Below are 22,271 nucleotides of genomic sequence, written 5' to 3' on the forward strand. Positions count from 1 at the left end.
GTAATACTGTGGCTTTTTTATTTTCATTTTTTTCCGTATCTTGAACAGATGCAAGAGGATTTTAGAAAAGAGTTTTTACCATTAGTTTCCAAACCTGGCTGGATAATGACCTGTCTCATACATGTTTTCGGAGCAGCAGTGTTATTGATTGTGTTTATAGCAATTGCTTTATTTCCTTTTTTAGTTTCGGAGAATGTAAAAGTACTTGTTGTTATTGCTGTATTGTATTATCCTGTCTGGGCTGTAGGCATGTATAGGGTTTTTCAATATTTCAGAAAAAGAAAAGGGATAGCCATCGTAAAAATTATGGTAGATGATAAAGGAATTCACTTTTATAAAAAAAGCGGAAATGTAGATGCCATTCTTTACAGCCAGTTGGGACGGTCTCTGCTTTCAGATGACTATCAAGTATACCTCACAAGGCAAAGGAAAACATGGATCCTTGCTGTAGGAATAGATCATAATGAAACTAAGGTAGTGTTTGATGGAACAGATATTGGATGTACTCATTATATAAAAAACGGAAGAGCTCTGCGGGCCAGATTTATAGAAGGAATTGTCCGCTTCAGACCGGATTTGAAAATAGATCCATTTGTATTTGAGGAATTCAGTATTCATCCACAAAAATTTATATTTGATGGGAAAAGATATATGAAACATATTCTGGAAATTGCTGTTATAGCAAGTATCTTATTATTGATAAGCGGCTTGCTGGCATTAATTACAATAATGATTGTGAAATAGAATGAAAACAGTAAAATGTTTCTGTTTTTCCTGAATATGTATCATAATGACACCTCTCAAAATCTGTAATTTTACCCATTATTGAAAGCCTGTACAATGAGCATAAAAATATTAAATATTCCAGAATTTTGCCACTATCTGAATGTAGATCAACTGAAAAGTGACGACCTTCACATTGTAGATTTTGAAACCCAGAATGATATCAGACTGAAATCTGAGCCGGTAACCATTGATTTTTATCTTTTGGCGATTAAACCACCCATGGAAGTGAAATTTACATCCTATCCACTTCTTGAAGATCAGTCAGACTCATCGTATATGTATGTGGATTGCCCTCAAAACACACTGGAGTGGGAGATTGCTCCACCATTTTCCGGACTGTGTATCATGGTGGGGGCCAAATACCTTGAAAAATATGCCAAAGATTACAGTTTTGTACACTATAATAATCATGAGGCTCTGTTCCTTACCAAAGAAGAAGAAAATATTTTGTGGGATCTTTTCAGAAAAGCCAATAATGAATTTCAGAAAGAATACTATTCGCGAACGGTTATTATTTCTTACGTTAATTTAATTCTTACTTATGTCAAAGATTTTTATGATCGTCAGTTTGATACCAGAAGTGAAATTTATCACAGGGTTATTGATGAATTTTATAAAAACTTGGACCACTACTTCGTAGAAAACGAAAATCTGGCCGGGCTTCCTTCCGTAGCGTATTTTGCACAGAAAAGTAACCTTTCCCCCAATTATTTTGGAGACCTTATCAAGCATTTTACAGGGAAATCTCCTTTGGACCACATTCATGACTATGTTATAAAACAGGCGAAGGATAAACTTAAAAATACAACTCTTTCTGTAAGTGAAATCTCTTATAGCCTGGGTTTCGATTATCCCAACTACTTCGCAAGATTCTTCCGGAAAAAGACTGGGCTTTCACCTAAAGTTTTCAGAAATCAATAAGTAATTCATTCAACATATTATTTAAAAGGCAGCTCTATGAGTTGTCTTTCTTATTTCAGGAGCTTCTTCCCGCTATCCACTCATACTCCTCACGCCAGTATGCTCCAATGCTCAAACCCTTTTGTGCCCCAATCCTTGTTGCGGGGTAACCGTTACTATCGGGGCTAGGGATAATAAGTAATAAGTAATAAGTAATAAGTAATAAGTAATAAGTAATAAGTAATAAGGCGGCTCTTACAGAATACTTTCACAAAAATCAATAAGAAAGGTCTTTCATCATTCCCCTCCTCCGGAGGGGTGGCAAAAATTCAAAGAATTTTTGACGGGGTGGTTTACAACGATCCAATATCAAAATTTTCCCCCCCAAAAAAATTATATTAATCAGAACTTGGAAAGTAAAATGTATCTGTTTTCAGGTAATGCGTCTCCGTTTTCAAAGTAATTCTTGCTTTACCTTTGATCTATCAAAAAATAACAAATAAAATACAAAGTCATGTCACAGGAAAAAATCAGTATTAAAAACAGAAATGCTCAGGAGATTATCTTATCAGCAATTATCAATTTTCCGGAAGGTTTTAATTCAGACAAAAAATATCCTGCCGTAGTAGTATCCCATCCAGGAGGAGGGGTAAAAGAACAGACTGCAGGTTTATATGCTAAAAAACTTTCTGAGCAGGGTTTCATAACCATTGCTTATGATGCCTCTTATCAGGGAGAAAGTACAGGAGAGCCACGTCAATTGGAAAATCCTTATATCAGAACAGAAGATGTAAGTGCAGTGATCGATTATTTAACAACACTTCCATATGTAGATACCGAAAACATCGGAGCTATGGGAATTTGCGCAGGAGCAGGATATACTGCTAATGCAGCCATCAACGATCATAGAATTAAAGCAGTGGGAATGGTAAGCGCTGTCAATATCGGATCTATGTTCAGAAATGGGTGGGAAAACAATGTAAAAGATGCAGATGCATTGCCTTACTTATTGGCGGGTTCCAATGCAAGAACTGCAGATGCCAACAATCCGGATGTTCAGACCATTCCATTAGCCCCAATGAGAGAAGAAGATGCACCTAATGAAGAATTAAGAGAAGCTTGGGAATATTATCATACAGACCGTTGCCAGTATCCTACAGCACCAGGTTTTGCAACAGCAAGAAGCTTAACTCAGATTATCTCTTATGATGCTTACAATAAAGCAGAAGCTTTCTTTACCCAACCGTTATTAGCCATTGTAGGAAGTGTAGCGGGGAGCGCTTGGATGAGTGATGATTTACTTGAACGTGCTGCCTCTGCAGACAAAAGAAAATATATTATTGAAGGAGCCAACCACATGTCTTTATATGACAGAGAAAACTATGTTAATGAAGCAGTAGGCCAATTAGTTCCATTTTTTCAACAAAAATTAGCTTAATAAAACTTACCTGAAAGAGGTTGTATCAAAAGTCAAAAAAAGGTTTTTACCATTCTGGTCTGTGCTCAGATTGACGCTTTTGATACAGCTTTTTTTAATTTATAATTGAAAACCCTTGAAGTTGGGCACTTATAGATATTTTTCGGTTAAGTTTGAAAATCAGATAAAAAAACATCATATTTCTCAAAAAATATATAAATTGGTTTAAAAATTAACTGAGAAACAAATGGTGGAAAATTTCATTTATTATCTGGGACTGGTTCTGGTGATTATTGCAGCCATTATGCTGGCTAACCGTTTAAGAGTTGCATATCCTATTATATTGGTGATTGCCGGCCTTCTTATCAGTTTTATTCCTGGTCTTCCCCCTATAAAAATTGATCCTGAACTTATATTTATCATTTTTTTACCACCCTTATTATATGAAGCTGCTTTTGCTGTTTCATGGAAAGAAATCTGGAAAATGAGGCGGATCATTACCAGTTTTGCCTTTATTGTAGTATTTCTTACCGCTATATCAGTAGCCTTTGTTGCCAATTCATATATTCCGGGATTCTCTTTAGCACTAGGTTTTGTACTGGGAGGAATTGTTTCTCCACCTGATGCTGTGAGTGCAGGAGCTATTTTAAAATTTGTGAAAGTTCCTAAAAACTTATCTACCGTTTTAGAAGGTGAAAGTCTCTTTAATGATGCTTCCTCTCTGATCATTTTCAGATTTGCCATGGTAGCTGTAGCCACCGGGCAGTTTATCTGGCAGGATGCTGTAGTAAGTTTTGGATGGATGGTATTTGGAGGATTGGGAATAGGCGTTGTACTCGCTTTTATATTTCTTAAAATTGAAAAAATATTTCCTACAGATGTCAATATGGATGCTATTCTCAGTTTAGTGGCTCCGTATGTGATGTATATTGCTGCGGAAGAAGTTCATTCATCCGGTGTTTTGGCTGTAGTAGCCGGTGGATTGTTTCTTTCCGTTAGAAGGCATGAAATTTTCAGAACTTCCGAATCAAGGCTCAAAGGTTCCAATGTATGGGAAAGCTTTGTATTCCTGATTAATGGGATTGTATTCCTGTTGATTGGTTTAGATCTTCCTGAGATTATGGTAGGATTAGACAAAGAAGGAATAAGCCTTTCTGATGCAGTTACATATGGATTACTCATTACAGCAGTGCTCATTATTGTACGGTTTTTATCCTCTTTTGGAGCGGTCTTTGTAACCCTTATTATGCGAAACTTCATTAATGTAGCTGATAGAAACCCAGGAATGAAAGCACCGATACTCATGAGCTGGACCGGAATGCGTGGAGTAGTTTCATTAGCTGCAGCCTTATCAATTCCTGTGGTAATGGATAACGGGCAGCCTTTTCCCCATCGTGATCTCATTCTCTTTATTACCTTTATTGTGATTCTAGCCACTCTTATCATTCAGGGGCTTACATTACCGGCACTCATTACAAAGCTTAATGTATCAGATACTGGTGGTGGATATCTGTCTGAAGAAGAATCAGAACACTTTTTAAGAAAAGAAATGCGCCGGGTAGCCTTCAGCTATCTTAATGAAAATTATAAAGAAAGAAGAAGTGAAAATGAATATTTCAATAAATTGATGGACCGCTGGGAGCAGGAAGATAGAGAAGATTCTGTACATAAACTTACAGATGAAGCCAAAGAAATCTACTTTGAAACCTTGGAACAGCAACGCATCTGGCTTCGGGAAGAAAACAGACGGAATCCAAATATTGACGAAGAATATATAAGACATTATTTAACAAGGCTGGATCTTGAAGAAGAAAGGCTGAGAATGTAAAGAATAAAAAATGAATTTAGTAAAACAGCTCGGACAGTTTCCTGATGAAAAAAGAAAGGAATACTTCAGTACGCTTTCCAATTATAATAACGGGAAATTCCAGAATATACTCATCACACCAGCTCTATTGGAAGGAGAAAGTATGACCAAAGCACTCCTTAACAGCTTGTGCAAAGTGGAAAATACATCTCCAAAGTCTGCCCTTCCATTTGTGATTACCGATTTGAAAAAACTTTCTCCTGAAGAAAATGTATTGGTATGGTTCGGGCATAGCTCGTATTTTATACAGGTTGACGGAAAGAAATTTTTGATAGACCCTGTCTTCAGTGGAAATGCCTCTCCAATGCCAGGATCCATAAAAGCGTTTCCAGGAGCAGATTATTATAAGCCGGAACATATGCCGGATATAGACTTCCTGTTGATCTCTCACGATCATTGGGATCATTTAGATTATAAAACGGTACAGGAACTGAAAAACAGAGTAGGAAAAGTAATTTGTGGACTGGGAACAGGACAGCATTTCGAATACTGGGGCTGGAAATCGGAAAAGATCATCGAAAAAACTGGTGGGAAAGTATAGATATTGCAGAAGGTTTCAGAATTACGCTTACTCCGGCAAGACACTTCTCCGGAAGGTTACTGAACAGGAATATTTCACTTTGGACCTCTTTTGTTCTGAAAACACCCACTAAAAATCTGTTTTTAGGCGGTGACAGCGGTTACGGAAACCATTTTACAGAAATTGGAGAAAAGTATGGCCCGTTTGATCTTGCAGTAATGGAATGTGGGCAATACAACGAAAAGTGGCCCTACATTCATACACTACCGGATCAGCTTATAGGAGAAGTGAAAGAATTAAAAGCAAAAAACTTTATTCCAGTGCACCATTCAAAATTCAAGTTGGCTCAGCATGCCTGGTTTGAACCTGTGGAACTGGCTGCTAAAAATGCAGAAGATCACAATCAGCCCATTACTTTACCCGTTATAGGTGAAAAAGTAGATTTGGACCAGCTAGAAAATGTAACCTGGAAAAAATGGTGGGAAGAATATTGGTAAGAAAAGAAACTTAAAAACCTGCCCATAATGAGCAGGTTTTCTTTATTATCAAAAAAATAATCATTACTGAGGTTCCTTGTGAGAATCCTTAGTATGAATGATATCGTAAAATACAGTTGGTTGGGCTGCATCCGGAGTAATTCTGTAAGTAAACGTAGTTTCGTTCAGTACAAGAATTTCAACAGTACGGGTGAAAATTACATTTCCGCTTGCATCTAAAGCAACAAGAGTTCTTGTCTTTCCATCGGGAGAGATAGACCAATTTCCCTGAGATCTTAGAACATCATTTAAGCCGAAAATTTTAAAAGTTCCATTAGCTTTGAAGTAAGAATATCCTACATAACCTGCTACACTGGCATTGCTCAAATCTACATCATTTCCGCTGTTATTTTTAGCACCTGTAGTTTTCCATGGAGTAGAAGCTAATGTAAGCTGTCCGTTTTTAGGTTCTGCATGAGCCGTTCTTGTATGGATAATGTCATAATAAATAGATTGGTCAGCAGCATTAGGACGGATTCTGTATGTGAATTCATTTCTGTTTAATACAAGAATTTCAACATCACGTTTAAAAATGGTTGTTGCATCCGGGTTTAAAGCGGTAATCGTTCTCGTTTTTCCCTGAGCATCTACAGACCATGTTCCTCTTGATCTCAATACATCAGTTAAGTTGTAAATGGCAAAACTGCCGTCTGCTTTAAAGTAAGCAAACCCTACATATCCAGCAACGCTGGCATCTGTTAACGCTACATTAGCACCATTTTTATCCTTAGCTCCTGTAGTTTCCCATGGAGTGGAAGCCAGAACCTGTGAGGGAGTCTGCTGTTCAATCACAATTTCGTTGTCATCGCTGGAACATGAAACGAAAGAAGCAGATAAAAATATCGCTGCAGACAGATAACATAATTTTTTCAGTGTATTCATAAGGGGTATTTTTTAAGTCTTTGCAAACTTATCCCGAATACATCTCAGAAACTTTGTATAAAATATCTCTTTTGTTGTAAAAAATATAACAGATATTCTGATAAATTAAATAATATGATATTACCAGCCTGTCACCAAAAGATTTCTAGCCGCTTTTACACTGCATTTCTGGTATTTTGAATAAGCCAGTGCCGCCCGGCTTCTGATCTGTTCACCAGATTCATTATTGATATATCCCGTTAAAGCATCATGAAGAATATAAGCCTCAGGAGCCATCAGATGGCTGGTCCATACCAAAGGATTAGCCTTGGTTTCCTGTAATAAAGGTGAAAAGAATTTCTTACTGTAACAGGCTAAGATGATGCAGTCTCTAGCTTTTTTATCTGTGTTTTTGAAGGATTCCGACAACTGGAAATCCATTAATCCATCATGGCCTACATAGGAAACAAGTTTAGCATTTCCGTAAAGTCCGATTTTGGTGTTATTAACGGAAAGTACATCTTTCATCTGTCCCGAACTGCTGTAGAAAAAATCTTTCGTACAGCTTTTAATATACTCACCATCATAAGAATCTGCAACCAGATAGTAGTTTTTCTTGGATGTATGTTGAAAAACAAGCCTTTCCATTCTTATTGAATCCTTTTTTTCAGATTTTAAAAATTTCCATTCCTTGCTCTTTTTGAAGTAAGTCCTGATTCCATAAGCTGCTCCCCAATACAAATTCTGGTTGGGATCCTGACCATTTCCTATTTTTTCAGGAACCGGAACAATTCCCTGGTATTTATTATCACATAAAGCAACCAAAACATGGATTGTTTGGGTATTCTTATCAAAGTTATCCACATTTTTCAGCTTTACTGTTTCCTTTTTTACACTAAAAATATCCCCAATCTTCTCTTTTCCTTTACTTTCACAACTTTGAAAGAACAGGCAGAAAGAAAAAAAGAGTATCATAATGGAAAACTGATAAGGTATTTTCATGACGTGGTGCATTTGCCTTAAAAGTACAATAAACCTTCTGTACAGGCAATTATTTGCTATATTTTAAAGCTGAAGTTTTCAGAAAATTATATTTTATTTCCTGTTGATTTCAAAGATTCTCACAGATGATATTGGAAGAATCTGCGTGATCCGCATAATCTGCGAGAGCTTTATGTTTAAAAAACTTATATTTTTGAGTATGAATAACAGAAACCGTGGAAAAAATACAGGCGACGATACCTTGTTCGGTTCAGAGAAACAGATCAGTAAACTAAAACTGGCTGTTCAGGATATGCAGTACCTGCTCACAAGAGGGTATGCCGAAAAAGCAGCCTCAGACCTTGTTGGAAACAGATACAGGCTGAAAACTCGCCAGGTACAGGTACTCCGTGGTGCATCAGCATCTGAAGGACAAATTCATGACAGAAGATTGAAACATCAGGATATTTCAGCTTTGAAAAATAAAACTATTTATCTTGATGGCTTTAATGTATTGATCCTATTGGAAAGTCTATTGTCAGAAGCCTATATTTTTGAAGGGGTTGATGGATGTTTCCGTGATCTGTCCGGTGTTCATGGTACTTATAAGCGGGTAAACCAGACTCAGAGAGCAATAGAGCTTGTCGCTGTATTTTTTCAGAAAGCTCAGACTCAGAAATTGATCTGGGTTTTTGACCAACCAGTTTCCAATAGTGGAAGAATTAAACAGATCGTCCTGGATTTTGCTGTTGAAAATCAACTGAATTGGGAAGTTGAATTACAGTTCAGTCCGGATAAATTTCTTGCGGAAAGCTATGAAATTATTATTTCTTCAGATGCCTGGATTCTGGATCACTGTAAAGCGTGGTTCAATCTCATCGGTTATCTCATTAAGGAAGAAAATCTATTTGCTAATCTGATACAATGTTACGATGAATAAGTTTGAACACTATATTCCATGGATTTCAGATGCCTGGCAGGAAAAATATGAAGCCATTGTAAAAGAAGAACATTTAAAAAAACTGTCAGAGAATATTCAGAAATATCAGGATAAGACTCTGGAATGGAATCTTCCTTATTTTAACGAAGAAATTGAGATCAACAGAGATGAGATCTTTAATCAATTTATCAGTATTCTTAATAGCAATGATGCAGATGAGGTGAAGGCAAAACAGTTGGAATCTATCCCATTTGAAAACTGGTTGATTGGGTTAGGGCAAAGACTGACTTCTGCCAGTATTCGTGATGAACAAGCGATTCCACCACTGGATTCTGTGTTGATAGAAGCCTGTCAGAAACCATTTAACGAAGAAATGAGCATTGCCCAGCGCGCCTGGGAAAAGCATACCGGAAGAATGAATGATGATGATTTCTGGGGTGAAGTAAAAGGAAATAACCAACAGAAACAGAAAATGATGATGCAGAAAATACAGTATATTCTAGAAAATAGAACCTGGTGGAATGTTTTCTTTCACTATAAACACGAACTCGTTTTTGAAGTCAGAGAAAAAAAGGACATGGTATCCGCTGGAGCCATGGTGGAAAAAAACTGATAGGGTTTCTGGAAAAATTTATCAATGAATAAAAAGACTGGAAGTAGAAAACTGGAAACGTTTTTTTATCCTGTATTTTTCAATCAAGTTAAACCAAATTTTTTCACTACGCAAAAAGATTGCGTTTTTGAAGAGTAATTTTGCCCGAATATTTCAGACGTGATCTGACCAAAACACAAAAACCATGATTATGAAATATATCTTAATGTCGGCTTTTGCATTAACACTGCTTGCCTGTAAAGGAAAAGAAAACAGAAAACCTGAAAAAAAGAAAGACTCATTAACTGTCGTAAACAGACTTCCCGATGCAGAATCACAAAAAGATTTTGATATCCTAAAAGTATTGCTGGATGAAGAAGTTGGTAATGAAAAACCTGAAGAAATAGATTATAAAAATTATACCGTTTCTTTCCATAATGATGGTGATTCATATAGCGTAACCTATCATAAAATTGCTAATGATGATTTTAATAATGACGGAATTACAGATTATATCATTGAAAGAAACTCCGAAGGAATGCTGGGCGGAAATGCCAATACAAATTCTGAGGTCCAGTATATCATCATGGGTAAAGACCATAAGATCAGCGAAAGGCATGAAATACAGGAGTCAGCTCCTTTTTCATACAACATCCTTGACGGGATTTCCTATGAAAGCGGGAAGTTGAAAGCTACTGCAATGCAGAACTACCGTTCCTACAATAAACCTGTAGACAGCCTTGAATCTACAGATCTTTCTTTTATTTACAAAGATGGAAATGTCTTTGAGGAGTCCTACTTAACAAATTGTTCCCTGGCTCAATGGAAAGATAAAAAAATCTTTAATCCAAGTACAGAACATCAAAGAAGTATTGACAGACATAATTATACTGAAACAATAGAAGAAAAATATATTTCAAAAGGCTTTGAAGCCTCAGCAGAATTGTCCGGATGTGATAATCTGGTGATTATTTTTGAAGGAAATTATAAAATAACAGATACAGATGCCAAATCAATTGGAGAAAAAGGCAATCAGTTTCTGAGCTTTTTAGCTAAAAATACCAATACAGTTCTTCAGAAGGACCTCTCCATTATTCAGAATTATTATTTCACTCACAAAATTTCTGAAGATGAAGCTAAGATAGGAAACCTGTCCTTCTATATTTTCAGCAATAAAAATAAAGGAGTACTTAATTTCAGGCTTGTCATGACAAAAGAATCTAATCCAAAACAAAACGAAAACTGGGAAATTACAACCCGGATAAAATAAATAACCGAGTAGAGGTTATAAAGGCTGGAAGTTGGAAGAGGGAAGTTATGAACATCATGAAGACTGACTATTACATTCTTTATCATATTTTTTAATAGCTTTTATGCTGACTATAAGTAATAATATGACCAAAAGTAACATCCAGCTTCGTTCTTCCAGCTTCCAGCCTCTTAAATAATACAAAAGTTAAAACAAATGAATACATACATTGATATTGGCATTAACCTGACCAATAAACAGTTCTACAATGAACAAGAAGAAATTATTAACCGAGCTCTGGATAATGGAGTAGACTATATGATCCTCACCGGAACAAGCGTCCGCGGAAGCAAAGAATCTGCAGCCATTGCAGAAGATTATCCTGATATTTTATTTTCAACAGCAGGTATTCATCCCCATGATGCAAAATCTTTTAACCATGAAAGTATTAATGAACTCAGAAAATTGTTGAAACAGAATCAGGTCATTTCAGTAGGAGAGTGCGGGCTGGATTTCGATCGTGATTTTTCACCAAGACCTGTTCAGGAAAAATGCTATCAAGCTCAATTAGAATTGGCAATAGAAGTGAATAAACCTCTTTTCCTTCATGAAAGGTCAGCCTTTAAAAGGTTTAATGAAATTACAGATGAATATCTTTCCAAATTACCGGATGCCGTTGTACACTGTTTTACAGGAACATTAGACGAAGCAAAAACTTATCTGGACAAAGGATTTTATCTGGGATTCACCGGAGCTATCAGTGATGAAAAAAGATTTAAACATTTAGAAGAAGTCATCCGATATGTTCCGCTGGACAGAATGATGATTGAAACAGATGCGCCCTTCATGCTTCCGAAAAATATGCCGAGAATGCAGAACAGAAGAAATGAACCATCATTCCTGCCTTATGTGGCACAGGCCATTGCCCATTTGAAGAAGATCGACATTTCTGAAGTTGCGGATGAGACAACAGAAACCGCCAGAAATTTTTTCAGACTATAAAAAAGAGCTCTACTGATACAGTAAAGCTCTTTTTTTATATTGTTGAAAAGGTAAGCCTTTTCTTATAAACTTTTAATAGCAGACTCTAAAGCCAATTCCATCATTGGTTTCAAAGCAGTTTCTCTCTCGTCTGCAGAAATTTTCTCATGAGTTGGGATAATGTCAGTTACCGTTAAGATCGTAGCTGCATTTTTACCTAAGTGCTGCGCATTTGCAAACAATCCGAAAGCTTCCATTTCTACTGCTGGGCAGTTGTATCTTGTAGCAATTTCAGGAGTGTTAGGATCTTTTCTGTAGAAAATATCACTACTGTGGATATTGATTGCTTTAGCATCAATAGATAATTCTTTAGACGTTTCATTGATCGTATTAAAGATATTTCCCTGGTGAGAAAGGATATCGCCTTCAATTCCCCATGCATATTTAGCATATGTACTTTCGCTGGCAGCGTTTTCAATATTTAAAATATCAAAAAGCTTAAGGTCTGTATTGTAAGCTCCACATGTTCCGATTCTGATGATCGTATCTACTTCATATTCTGTAAACAGCTCAAAAGAATAGATCCCGATACTTGGGAATCCCATTCCACTCGCTCCTACAGTGATCTCTTTACCTTTGTAAAGACCTGTATAATAAAAGATACCTCTGGTTTTGCTTACCAGTTTTGCATTTTCTAAATAATTTTCAGCAATATACTGTGCACGAAGCGGATCCCCCGGCTGCAATACTACTTTAGCAATTTCTCCTTTTTTTGCACTGATGTGAATACTCATAATGTTATTTTGAATGGCGCAAAGATAATAACTTTTATATTGACCTCATCATTGTGAGAAGTGAAATGAAGAAACAGATTTATAAGAATCTAATAGGTAAATAATTGTATATAAATATTTTATTTATTGTTTTATAGCCCTGGTCTTGGAATCTTTATTTTTTATTGACAAAAAAATATTTCTTCAAAGAAAAACAGGTAAATACAGAACAAAGATAGCATAACAGAGAGCGGATATAGCATGGTTGTCCAAACTAATTTTGCAGCATTAATTGTATTAAAGTTTTAAAATGAAAATAGAACATATTGCCGTGTGGGTAAAAGACCTTGAAAAAACCAGAGCATTTTATCAGAAATATTTCGGTGCGGTTTCCAACGAAAAGTATATAAATCCTGTCAAAAATTTTGAATCTTACTTTCTCAGTTTTGAGAATGGATGCCGCCTTGAAATCATGACCAGACCAGATCTTAAGGAAAGTGAAAATTCCTACGAGTATCAACAGTTCGGAATTATCCATTTTGCATTCTCTGCAGGAAGCAAAGGAAAAGTAAATGAGTTCACAGAAACTTTAAGAAATGACGGCTATACTATTGCCGGAGAACCAAGAACAACAGGTGATGGCTATTACGAAAGTGTCATCCTGGATCCGGAAAACAATATTATTGAAATAGTAGCCTAACCCGTCATTGCTAGGAGCGCCAGAGACAATGCAATCTCTTTATTCTGACAAATCTTGTACTGTTACTGTTGGATAACGCAAGGGTGCAAAGAATTTTAAATAAAATACTGTTTTTAAGCGCAAGAAAATCGAAGATTTTCAGCTATCGCAAAATTGCTAATATTTTGCCACGAATGCACGAATGACCCGGCTCTAAACTCCTATGTGGCTTAAAAAAATAAAACAACATAGGAACATAGATTTTATCGGTGAAATTATATATTTATCATTTTTATTCGAGCATTCGTGGCAATGATTTAGCGGTATACAATTTTATCGCAGATAAAATCCTTGCGCCTTAAAAGCGTGTAGGAAGAAAAATTTTTTGCGCCTTTGCGTTTTCCAACCTATAAAAAATACTCTTTCAAAGTGAAATTTGTGCATTTACACTCGTAAAAGCCATATTTTTTTATCAGTACCATAATTTAACATCAATCCTCTTTCTAAAAATTTTATTCTCAACGAAATAATTCTATTTTTGTTAGATGATGGAACCCAAATCACCATTTTAGATACAATCTTTGTGCTGAGGAAGAACGAATGCATCACTCTTTTTTCTAATATTCAAACGATCTCCACGAAAGAAGAGCAAGAAGCAGAAGTATATTTTGAAGCAGAATTTGAAAAAGAAAGATTAGAATTTCTGTCCGATCAGCTAACCTGTAATACCACAGCGGCTGTTTGGGCTGCAAAAGTATTGTACCATAGTGCTCAGTTATACCTGATAAGGGAAAATACAGCAAACAATCTTGAAAGTCTCATTCCTAAGTTTAAAGGAAACAGAGATATTTCTTCTATTCTGTCTGCAGACTTATCATTAAGATTTCTTCCAGAAGTTATCATTGCCCTGAATTCAGTAGATCCTGAAGATCCGCTTATTAAAATGCTTGAAAACATCCTTACAGAATTTCACTATTCAGGGGTAGGGTATGATCTTGATCTGGAAACAGTAAATTGGGAAGAAGAGCTCAAAGATAAAACCTACCGGAAATTATATCTGGAGAGAATTGTTGAAAAAAGAGACTATAAACTGGCGGAAATTCCGTTGATCAATAAACTGCTTATGGCAGAATTTGGAATGCACAAAGAAGCATTCTGGAGAGAACTAAAAATAATAACAGAAGAAAATCAATGATACAGAATATCAATACGCTCAATACCGTTCTGAACTACGTAAAAGATACCTTTGTAGGTAAAAATGATGTCGTAGACCTGTTGGGAATCTGTCTTTTGGCAAGAGAAAATGCTTTTTTATACGGTCCTCCGGGAACAGCAAAGTCAGCCATTGTCAGAACTCTGGCTAAAACCGTAAAAGACGGAAAGAATTTTGAATATCTTTTAACCCGTTTTACAGAGCCGAATGAAATCTTCGGGCCTTTTGATATCAGAAAATTAAAAGAAGGTGAACTTTTGACCAATACCGAAGGAATGATGCCTGAGGCTTCTATGGTTTTTCTGGATGAGATCTTCAATGCCAATTCTGCTATTTTGAATTCTCTTCTGATGGCGCTTAATGAAAAGATCTTCAAAAGAGGAAAAGAAACAAAACATTTACCCGCTTTAATGTTTGTAGGAGCCAGTAATGCTCTTCCGGAAGATGAAGCTCTGAATGCATTATTCGACCGTTTTCTGGTAAGAATCAATGTGGATTATGTTAATCCTGAGCTTTTACAGCAGGTACTTTTAGCAGGAAGAAAGCTGGAAAATGTAGAAGAGACAGAAATTCCTGAGATTCATGCCAATGAAATCAGAGAATTGCAGAACCTGTGCAGAACAATAGATTTAAAACCAATTTATGAAGTTTATCTGAATACGATCATGAGTCTCAGAAATACAGGAATTGCTATTTCAGATCGTAGAGCTGTGAAACTTCAGAACCTCATCGCTGCAAGTGCTCTTATTTGTGGAAGAAAAGAAGCTGTTCTTTCAGACCTTTGGGTTTTAAAACATATCTGGGATACAGAAGAGCAGATTGAAATTCTGGAAGGAATTATCAATAGAACCATTGAGAAAGACGATCACCCGAATTCTCATCCACAGGCGATGCAGAACAAAACTCCCAATCCGGAAGAGGTGATGAAGGATGTGAAAATTCTTGTGGATAAATGGAATCAGGGACCACTAAGCTTTGAAGAACAAAATGTAATCAAAGATAAACTGAGATATCTCCAGACCCGTTGTGACTGGATAAGAAACCCTGAACAAAAACAATACATTCAGCAGGAAATTGAAAGCTTATGGCAGAAAATTCTTCAGACAATATAAAAGAATTCTGGGCAGAAATTCCCCGTACAGATGAAGATTATCTGGGCTCTATCAGAGACTGGAAGAATGTGTATGTTGCAACGGATGATGAGATCATATGGCTCAAAGGATTTACAGATGAACAGGTATCAGCTTCAGAGCTTCACCAGTTACCTAACTTTTTATTGTACGAACTGCGTGAAGGCCTTTTATTTAAAAAAGACGCATTGGTTCCCAGTAAAAAAATGAGAACGGCATTGCTTTGGATGCCTATTGACAAGGCTTTACGTCTTACTTTTCCCGCTTCCAATCAGAATTACTTCGGGATCAGTGAAAAAGTTCAGATAAGATTAAAGGAAAGTAATGAAGAACATCCTGTCATTGCTTTAATAAGCAAAATTACAGATATCAGAGAAAGTATTGCAGCGTTGCCAAAATTCAGGCTGGAAAAAATAGAATGGACTGTAATAGAAGATCAGGCTCTTTTTTTAGGAACTCCGCTATTAAGTCTTCCGGGAAAAACATATTGGACAAAAGACGGGCATCTTTTACCTTCCGGTTTTGATTTTGAGTTTAAAAATCTGAGTACCTTCTTGCAGCAGAAATATAATAAAGAGTTAGATGAGTGGCTGCTATGGGATGAGAACGGAAATTATCTTGCCATAAAGAAAACAGATTTCCGGCCATTGTCCGTAAGTTCATTCCGTCTTACTGAAAAATCAAGAGAATGGAATTAAAGGCATATTTCCAGTCCTATGAAAACTATTTCTGGGAATGGAAAACCGATGAAGATGTTCCCGGGGATTCCGGGTATCATGAAAATAACCTCCTTTCCATTCCTGGAGTAGGAGCCATCGCTTATAGACCTTATGTGATAGAAATCCTTAAAGAGCTTCAGCCACAGGGATGGCCGCCGTTTGGAGCTTTATTGATGGTTTTATATGCTATGCAGGAAGGCTATACAGATTTTGCAACCCCTTTAAGACATACTACAAAACTTTATAGTATTGAAAACTTTGAATTCAAGGCAGAAAAGCAAATTGAATTTCTCGAAAAGATAAAAGCACTTCCTAAAGCGTATAAGCAAAAACAGAATAAGATTGTATTACTGCAGACGCTGTTTAAAAATATCAATAATAGAGTATCTTCTGTTAACTCTGAACTTAATCTGAGAATTTACTACAAAAGGGCTTATGATATTGCTGTCTGTGCAGAAAAGCAGCCCGCTAAACTACCTATTTTAAGCCGGGATTTAAAAGCTTTGGACCTTAATGAAAGGTTCCCAACCACACAATCCATCATTGATGCCATGAAAGAGTTAATTGAAGAACCCGAGCTGGATGATGAAGTGGTACAGGAAGAAGCTACTACAGATACAAATAAAGATTTTATCAGAGAATTAATTGAAGAGCCCAAGACATTTCAGGTAGGAAGTCTTATCAAACGAATCTGGAGCGGACTTAAAATTCCGATGCGCCATCTTTCTCCCGGAGAACAGCCTATTGGAGGAATTTCTGATATGACCAATAAGGGAGATTTTCATAGAATGCTTTTGTCTGAATTTGCCAATGAAGATGACGTATTCATGAACCGTGTGGCCAATAATGAAGCGTTATACATCCAAAGAGAAATACCGCCGGAAGAAAATATATTTGAAAGAATTATTCTGATTGATACCTCTCTAAGAAACTGGGGAACACCAAAAGTACTGGCCTTTGCTTCAGCTATTGCGGTGATTAAACATCCGAAAGCACATTCAGAATGTAAAGTGATGGCATTGGGACAGTCAGCAATCCCTATTTCGTTGAATAATATAGAAGCTGTCATTGAAAACCTCAATCAGGTAAGCCCGGTGCTGGAAGTTTCTGAAGCGTTGGAGAAGTTTTTTAACGAGGACTATCCTCAAAAAGATATTGAAGTGTTTTTCATCACCCATCAGGAGAACCTTGATGATGAAAAAATCCATAGAGCTGTTCACCAAAACAGAGATAAACTTAAATTTTTAGTGGCTACTACTTCAGATGGAGAAATTAATTTTTATAAACATCATCAGGGAGCAAGAAAACATATTCAGAAAATAAAACTCCCACTTCATGAACTGTGGGCTAATCCGCCACAACAAAAAAGAACAGAAATTAATTTAAATGGAAAGAAAACAGATCTTCCATTGAATTATTCAATTCTGTTTCCAACCCCGGTTAATCAGATTGCCCAGTTTCTATACGAAGGAGAATTCTTTATCCTGAGTTCAAAAAAACAATTGTTGAAAACTTATCTTTCAGACAATTATTATGACAGGCATTCCTATGATTATTACAAAACTTTTCATGGCTGTGAAGTGATGATTGAGAATGTTTCTGTAAAGCCAACCGGGCAATTTGCACTGGCAAAAAATAAACAGCAGCATTTTATTCTCTGTCAATATCAGCCTGCCAGAAAATTAGTATCAAAGCTTAATCTTAATACAAGAGAGTATTCTGAAATGAATGTTACCGGACTGAATATTCCGGAAAACTACGTCTTGATCTATTTTGGAAAAAGCTTTTACCTTCATCAGTTTGATAATCCTCTGCTTTACAAGATCAATATTGAAGGGAATACTTCTGTAGAACCTATTGATAATAAATATGATGATATAGATAAAAACACCACAAAAGTAAATGCTGAAGTGGCTAAATTGAACCGGAGCGGGTTGAAAATTATCGGAAACTTCAATAAAATTGGGATCAATGCTCATCACAATCTGGTTTTTTCAGGATATGAAATAAACAGTGTGTATGAAAATACCCTTAATCTTTATAAAAACAGATTCGATATCAGAATTTTTGCAGAGCAGAATAAAAATAAATATACCTTCCCGGATGGCAGTGAGATTATTGCAGATTCCCGTGGAGTGCTTACATTCAGAAGCAGTAATAAAGGAATAGAAGAATTTTATATGCCTACTACCGCATATGGATTCCTGGCCCTGGCTACGTATACAGAATTCGGTGGTTCAGAATATTATCTTCCGGAACAGGCTCTGTTGAAGGTAAGAACGATGGATGAAATGTATAATCAATATTTGAAACCATTTATAGAGCAGATTTTGGATTATGGAGCTTAGAATAAAACCTTTCCCGAAAAATATATACCCTAAAAAAGGACTTTTAATAAAAGGCTCCTCCCCAGTGGTATGGCTTCAGGAAATGGAAATATTGGGAATAAATCTGGATACAGTAAAGTCTTATGCCATTCCGGCCAATAGTCCTAATGTGCTGTATGGCTGTTTTCTTGTATTCAGCGATCTTGCGCCTCAGGAAATTGGAAGAAATGCTTATTTCCAATGTGCTGATAACAGATTATTTATTCCGGAAAACACCTCATTTTATCCAAAAGTTAATCCTGAAGACTGGGATGTGGTAGATTCAGATTTTCTCATCATGCATCCTGAATTTGGACTGGTGAAATTATCAGAACAAATTGATTGGATCGAATTGATTCAAAATCCGGGAAAAATAGAAAAAAACATCAGAAAGCCATTGAACGGAGTTAAAATACCGCAAACCATAGAAAGCTATACGGTAGAAATGGATGATGAAAAAATGTTGGAAGCATTACAGAAACCTCAAACCGAAGAAGAATGGATGAATAACCTGCCGTTTGATCTGAAGAAGGTAATGGCCGGAAATAAAAAAGAAATTGAAAAATATTTAAAATACATAGAAAAATATCCTGAAAGAGCCATAGATTTAGGAGTACCTTTAGATATTATGGGAACTTCCAGAGGAGATGGATTTGGTAAGTTCACCTGGCTGGAGGGATTATTTGGGAGCGCAGATGGTAAACAGGAAAGTACTGGTACCAGAAACTTCCGCAGAATATTCTGGGCTGTTATTGTCATTGCTATTGTTTTAAAAATAGCTTTCCCTTCCAGAGAAGACCAGTCTCAGCAGGAAGAGAGTGGAGTATCTTCAGGAAAAATTGTAACTGATGCAGTAAAAGCGCCTTCAGATATGATTGCCTTTCACTCAGGAGTCTCTGAAATAGACATGAAGATAGATTCCATGTATTTTAATGAAAGGAAAGGACTGTCTAATGAACTTCTGAATGCAGGAATACAGGAAAGTAAAACGGAGAAAGAAAAAGAAGAATATAAAAAGAGAGGCGGAAGAAATGTTAATGAAATTGGACATGATATTCAAAAGCTTAGCAATAAAGAGCATCAGAGCAGAGACTCCCTTAAAACAATCTATACGAAGAAAATAACAAAACATATTAAAGAAAGAAGCGAAGTGCTGAAACGGAAAATTTCAGACTCCTTAAAACAATATACAAAAGGAAAGCCGGTACATGGAGACGTTGTTAAATATATACTAAAGAAAAAACAGGTCCTGATGCAGGACTCTTTAGGAAAATTGTACGGAACCATTGATATGGCTGATATGGCAGCTCCATCAACAATCAAAGATTCAAAAGTTAAAGGAGTGGAATCAGGTAGTAGCCCGTTTAAAAAAGACACTCCCGTTTCAGATATTGTATACATGGTGATTCTGATGATTGCAGCCGTTGGGTTATATTCCTTCCTGTTTAAAAATAAATCTTTAAATCTGGGTGGAGACAATGTTCCGGCTTGGGTGAAATTACTTTTGATTGCTATTCTGGTTGTGATGCTTGTGTATCTGTTTTATCCTTTGGTTAAAATGTTTGGGTATAACTGGTTTGTATGGATATTGGCTATTGGGGTAATGTTGCTGCTTTACCGGCTGTTCAGAGATGATAAAACCATTTTAAAATCCGATGATGATGAATAAGCAGAAATTTATAGACAAGTTCATGGCTGCCTTTGTGCTGCTGGCCATGTTTAAGATCATCGGAATTGTAGCTCAGTTGTTTCATGAGAGCTTTTGGAGCGTTGTAGGAACTTTAGCAATTTTTCTCATTGTAGCATTTATCATTCTTATGGTGATCGCTTCCTTAAAAGATAAAGAGCAAAACAGACAGAATTCAAGAAGAGGAGCCGCAGGAGGTGGAAATTTCTATTTGGAAAACTCATTGTTTGACAGAATACGAAGTAAATATGAAGATCTTGCCCAAAAATACATTGAAGAAAAAGAGTACAAAAAAGCAGCAAAAGTGTATATGAATCTGTTGCAGGATTATTACAGAGGAGCAAAAACTTTGGAAGATGGCGGGTTTTATAACGAAGCTGCTGCCGTGTATCTTAAAAAACTGAAAAGTAAATCAGATGCTGCTCATTGTTATGAAAAGGCAAGACAGTATAAAAAAGCCATTGACCTTTACAAAGAAATGGAGCAGAAAGAAAAAGTAGGAGACCTTTATAAAGAAATCAATGATCTGAAAAATTCCCATATCTATTACCAGATGGTAGCAGATGATTATACAAGCAATAATCAGATGGTAAAAGCATCATTGGTATACCGGAAGAAAATGGAAAAACCGGAAGAAGCCCAAAAAGTATTATTAAAAGGCTGGGAAGATGATAAGGATGCATTCAACTGTCTGAATAACTATTTTGCCAATATTTTTGAAATTAAAATACTCGAAAGGGAAATACAGACATTGTATGAAAAAACTCCGGCTCACAAAAAGATGATCTATCTGGAAGCCATGAAGTATGAGTTTAAAAAAGACCCTAAACTACAATCCGTTACCAGAAAAATAGCCTACGAGATCATTGCCGAAAAAGTAGAAAACCGTTCAGAAATTGTCAACGAACTGAAGCATTTCAATCCTGATGATGAAGTAATCCTGAAAGATATTTCGAGGTTTAAGACAGGAAGAAATAAAATGTTTAGAAATTAAAAGAGAAAAAATAGAATGAAAATTATGTGTTTGAAAAATACACAATTTGCCTGATAACAGCAATTTGAGAACCTTGTTTTTATTACACATCCTTGTGAGAATTATAAAATAATACCAAAAAAGATTTATCTTTGCACCAGAAAATTATGACAATACAAAGAGCACATATCAATGCAGAAGTATGCAAAAGCCCATCAATACTGGGATTATTTGTATATGATGAGATGATATGGAATGAGGCGAAATGTGCTGACTTTGGAAATTATTTACTATAACCTTGTAAAAAATTAATCAAAATATTGCAGAAACGTCTCGAAAAATCGAGACGTTTTTTGTTTTTTAGGTCAGAAATTATTTAGAATGAAAAAAATAACCATAAACATGAAAATTTTTTAATCAACAATGCAACTTTAATACAATAAAATAGAGTGATAGACAAACCAATGAGAGACAGTCATTTAGGTAATTAAGATATCCGCAACATATTGCGGACAGAAATCGCTTATTCTAAAAACTAATTATAATTAACTGATTATCAATAGTTTAATTTGAAAATTTATTTGCGAGTTAAAAAAAATCATATTTACTTTGCAACCGAAAATTGAAAGCAACAGGTTTTCAGGATTCAATCAAAAATAATTTAAAAGCAAAAACAAAAATAAAATGAAACAATTTCATAACATACACAATCAATATTCAAGACTATTCGGACAAGAGCCGACAGATGTTGTATGTATTCTTGAAAGTGGAATTGTGGATAAAAGGTGCTTATATACGTGGGTCAGCTAATGATCTTTTACGTTAAAAAATATGAAGCGCCTCCCGAAAAGAGGCGCTTTTTTTATGGTTTCTTTAGCTTATTTGGTAAAGCGCCGGTCTGTGGAACCGGAGAACAGGGTTCGATCCCCGGAGATACCCAAAGTATAAAATCTCATGGCTCAAATGGTTAGAGCATCGACCTGATACGTCGAAGGTTGAAGGTTCGAGTCCTTCTGAGATTACAGAGAAAGTGAATTGTGAAACGAAAATTGATGAGCAAAGCACGTAAAAAATAAAACAATCTCATGGCTCAAATGGTTA

The 22,271-nt window shown here is 36.0% G+C and carries 20 protein-coding genes and 2 tRNA genes; 19 read left to right on the forward strand and 3 right to left on the reverse strand.

Annotation, left to right across the window (positions count from 1 at the left end; genetic code table 11):
• Positions 1-48: 48 nt before the first annotated feature.
• From BOQ64_RS20925 to BOQ64_RS24630, 6 genes are all read left to right on the forward strand, one after another.
• Positions 49-744, forward strand: coding sequence for a hypothetical protein (locus tag BOQ64_RS20925; protein WP_129058683.1), 696 nt, complete (start codon positions 49-51; stop codon positions 742-744).
• A gap of 96 nt (positions 745-840) precedes the next feature.
• Positions 841-1,707, forward strand: coding sequence for a helix-turn-helix domain-containing protein (locus BOQ64_RS20930; protein ID WP_129058684.1), 867 nt, complete (start codon positions 841-843; stop codon positions 1,705-1,707).
• Positions 1,708-2,200: 493 nt separating this feature from the next.
• Positions 2,201-3,124 carry an alpha/beta hydrolase gene (locus BOQ64_RS20935; RefSeq protein ID WP_129058685.1) on the forward strand — a complete coding sequence of 308 codons (924 nt, stop codon included), beginning with the start codon at positions 2,201-2,203 and terminating at the stop codon, positions 3,122-3,124.
• A 226-nt stretch (positions 3,125-3,350) separates the two neighbouring features.
• On the forward strand, positions 3,351-4,931 hold the full coding sequence (locus BOQ64_RS20940) for a Na+/H+ antiporter (RefSeq protein WP_129058686.1): 1,581 nt from the start codon (positions 3,351-3,353) through the stop codon (positions 4,929-4,931).
• Positions 4,932-4,941: 10 nt separating this feature from the next.
• Positions 4,942-5,511, forward strand: coding sequence for an MBL fold metallo-hydrolase (locus BOQ64_RS24625; RefSeq protein ID WP_262708785.1), 570 nt, complete (start codon positions 4,942-4,944; stop codon positions 5,509-5,511).
• The gene (locus tag BOQ64_RS24630; protein WP_262708786.1) at positions 5,427-5,987 is read left to right on the forward strand and encodes an MBL fold metallo-hydrolase; all 561 of its coding nucleotides are present in this window, start codon (positions 5,427-5,429) and stop codon (positions 5,985-5,987) included. Before BOQ64_RS24625 ends, BOQ64_RS24630 begins: the two co-directional genes overlap by 85 nt.
• 63 nt (positions 5,988-6,050) lie before the next feature.
• Here BOQ64_RS24630 and BOQ64_RS20950 read toward each other — a convergent pair whose 3' ends face one another.
• Together BOQ64_RS20950 and BOQ64_RS20955 are read right to left on the reverse strand one after the other, a co-directional pair.
• The gene (locus BOQ64_RS20950; protein ID WP_129058688.1) at positions 6,051-6,908 is read right to left on the reverse strand and encodes a DUF4822 domain-containing protein; all 858 of its coding nucleotides are present in this window, start codon (positions 6,906-6,908) and stop codon (positions 6,051-6,053) included.
• 120 nt (positions 6,909-7,028) lie between these two features.
• Positions 7,029-7,889, reverse strand: coding sequence for a hypothetical protein (locus BOQ64_RS20955; protein ID WP_228448503.1), 861 nt, complete (start codon positions 7,887-7,889; stop codon positions 7,029-7,031).
• Positions 7,890-8,088: 199 nt separating this feature from the next.
• On the opposite strand from BOQ64_RS20955, the gene BOQ64_RS20960 reads away from it, so the two are divergent.
• The 4 genes from BOQ64_RS20960 to BOQ64_RS20975 all read left to right on the forward strand — a co-directional run bounded on the left by BOQ64_RS20960 (position 8,089) and on the right by BOQ64_RS20975 (position 11,651).
• Positions 8,089-8,808 (forward strand): DUF434 domain-containing protein, encoded by a 720-nt coding sequence (locus BOQ64_RS20960; RefSeq protein WP_129058689.1) that lies wholly within the window; start codon positions 8,089-8,091, stop codon positions 8,806-8,808.
• Positions 8,801-9,421, forward strand: a complete 621-nt coding sequence (locus BOQ64_RS20965; protein WP_228448504.1) for a hypothetical protein — start codon at positions 8,801-8,803, stop codon at positions 9,419-9,421. The genes BOQ64_RS20960 and BOQ64_RS20965 overlap by 8 nt, the downstream gene beginning before the upstream one ends.
• Before the next feature lie 190 nt (positions 9,422-9,611).
• Positions 9,612-10,670, forward strand: coding sequence for a hypothetical protein (locus tag BOQ64_RS20970; RefSeq protein ID WP_129058691.1), 1,059 nt, complete (start codon positions 9,612-9,614; stop codon positions 10,668-10,670).
• Between the two features lie 195 nt (positions 10,671-10,865).
• Positions 10,866-11,651: a TatD family hydrolase gene (locus BOQ64_RS20975; RefSeq protein ID WP_129058692.1), complete on the forward strand. Its 786-nt coding sequence runs from the start codon at positions 10,866-10,868 to the stop codon at positions 11,649-11,651.
• 62 nt (positions 11,652-11,713) lie between these two features.
• Here the strand turns inward: BOQ64_RS20975 and deoD are convergent, their stop codons facing one another.
• Entirely contained in the window at positions 11,714-12,424 is a 711-nt protein-coding gene (gene deoD / locus BOQ64_RS20980) for a purine-nucleoside phosphorylase (protein ID WP_129058693.1), read from the reverse strand.
• Positions 12,425-12,713: 289 nt separating this feature from the next.
• Between deoD and BOQ64_RS20985 the strand changes: the two genes are divergently transcribed.
• The 9 genes from BOQ64_RS20985 (at position 12,714) to BOQ64_RS21030 (ending at position 22,192) form a co-directional block, all read left to right on the forward strand.
• Entirely contained in the window at positions 12,714-13,103 is a 390-nt protein-coding gene (locus BOQ64_RS20985) for a VOC family protein (RefSeq protein WP_129058694.1), read from the forward strand.
• A gap of 517 nt (positions 13,104-13,620) precedes the next feature.
• A complete protein-coding gene (locus BOQ64_RS20990; RefSeq protein ID WP_228448505.1) occupies positions 13,621-14,277 on the forward strand; it encodes a hypothetical protein in 657 nt (218 codons plus the stop codon).
• Complete coding sequence (locus BOQ64_RS20995; RefSeq protein ID WP_129058695.1) at positions 14,274-15,407, forward strand: AAA family ATPase; 1,134 nt, start codon at positions 14,274-14,276, stop codon at positions 15,405-15,407. The genes BOQ64_RS20990 and BOQ64_RS20995 overlap by 4 nt, the downstream gene beginning before the upstream one ends.
• Positions 15,380-16,123, forward strand: a complete 744-nt coding sequence (locus BOQ64_RS21000) for a hypothetical protein (protein ID WP_129058696.1) — start codon at positions 15,380-15,382, stop codon at positions 16,121-16,123. The genes BOQ64_RS20995 and BOQ64_RS21000 overlap by 28 nt, the downstream gene beginning before the upstream one ends.
• Complete coding sequence (locus tag BOQ64_RS21005) at positions 16,114-18,492, forward strand: hypothetical protein (RefSeq protein ID WP_129058697.1); 2,379 nt, start codon at positions 16,114-16,116, stop codon at positions 18,490-18,492. The genes BOQ64_RS21000 and BOQ64_RS21005 overlap by 10 nt, the downstream gene beginning before the upstream one ends.
• Positions 18,482-20,179 carry an APC family permease gene (locus tag BOQ64_RS21010; protein WP_129058698.1) on the forward strand — a complete coding sequence of 566 codons (1,698 nt, stop codon included), beginning with the start codon at positions 18,482-18,484 and terminating at the stop codon, positions 20,177-20,179. The genes BOQ64_RS21005 and BOQ64_RS21010 overlap by 11 nt, the downstream gene beginning before the upstream one ends.
• Entirely contained in the window at positions 20,172-21,191 is a 1,020-nt protein-coding gene (locus BOQ64_RS21015; protein ID WP_129058699.1) for a hypothetical protein, read from the forward strand. The genes BOQ64_RS21010 and BOQ64_RS21015 overlap by 8 nt, the downstream gene beginning before the upstream one ends.
• Positions 21,192-22,042: 851 nt before the next feature.
• Positions 22,043-22,110 (forward strand) — tRNA-His (locus BOQ64_RS21025).
• 8 nt (positions 22,111-22,118) lie between these two features.
• Positions 22,119-22,192 (forward strand) — tRNA-Ile (locus tag BOQ64_RS21030).
• Positions 22,193-22,271 lie beyond the last annotated feature (79 nt).

This window comes from Chryseobacterium sp. CH25 (assembly GCF_004119455.1).
Classification (GTDB): Bacteria; Bacteroidota; Bacteroidia; order Flavobacteriales; family Weeksellaceae; genus Chryseobacterium.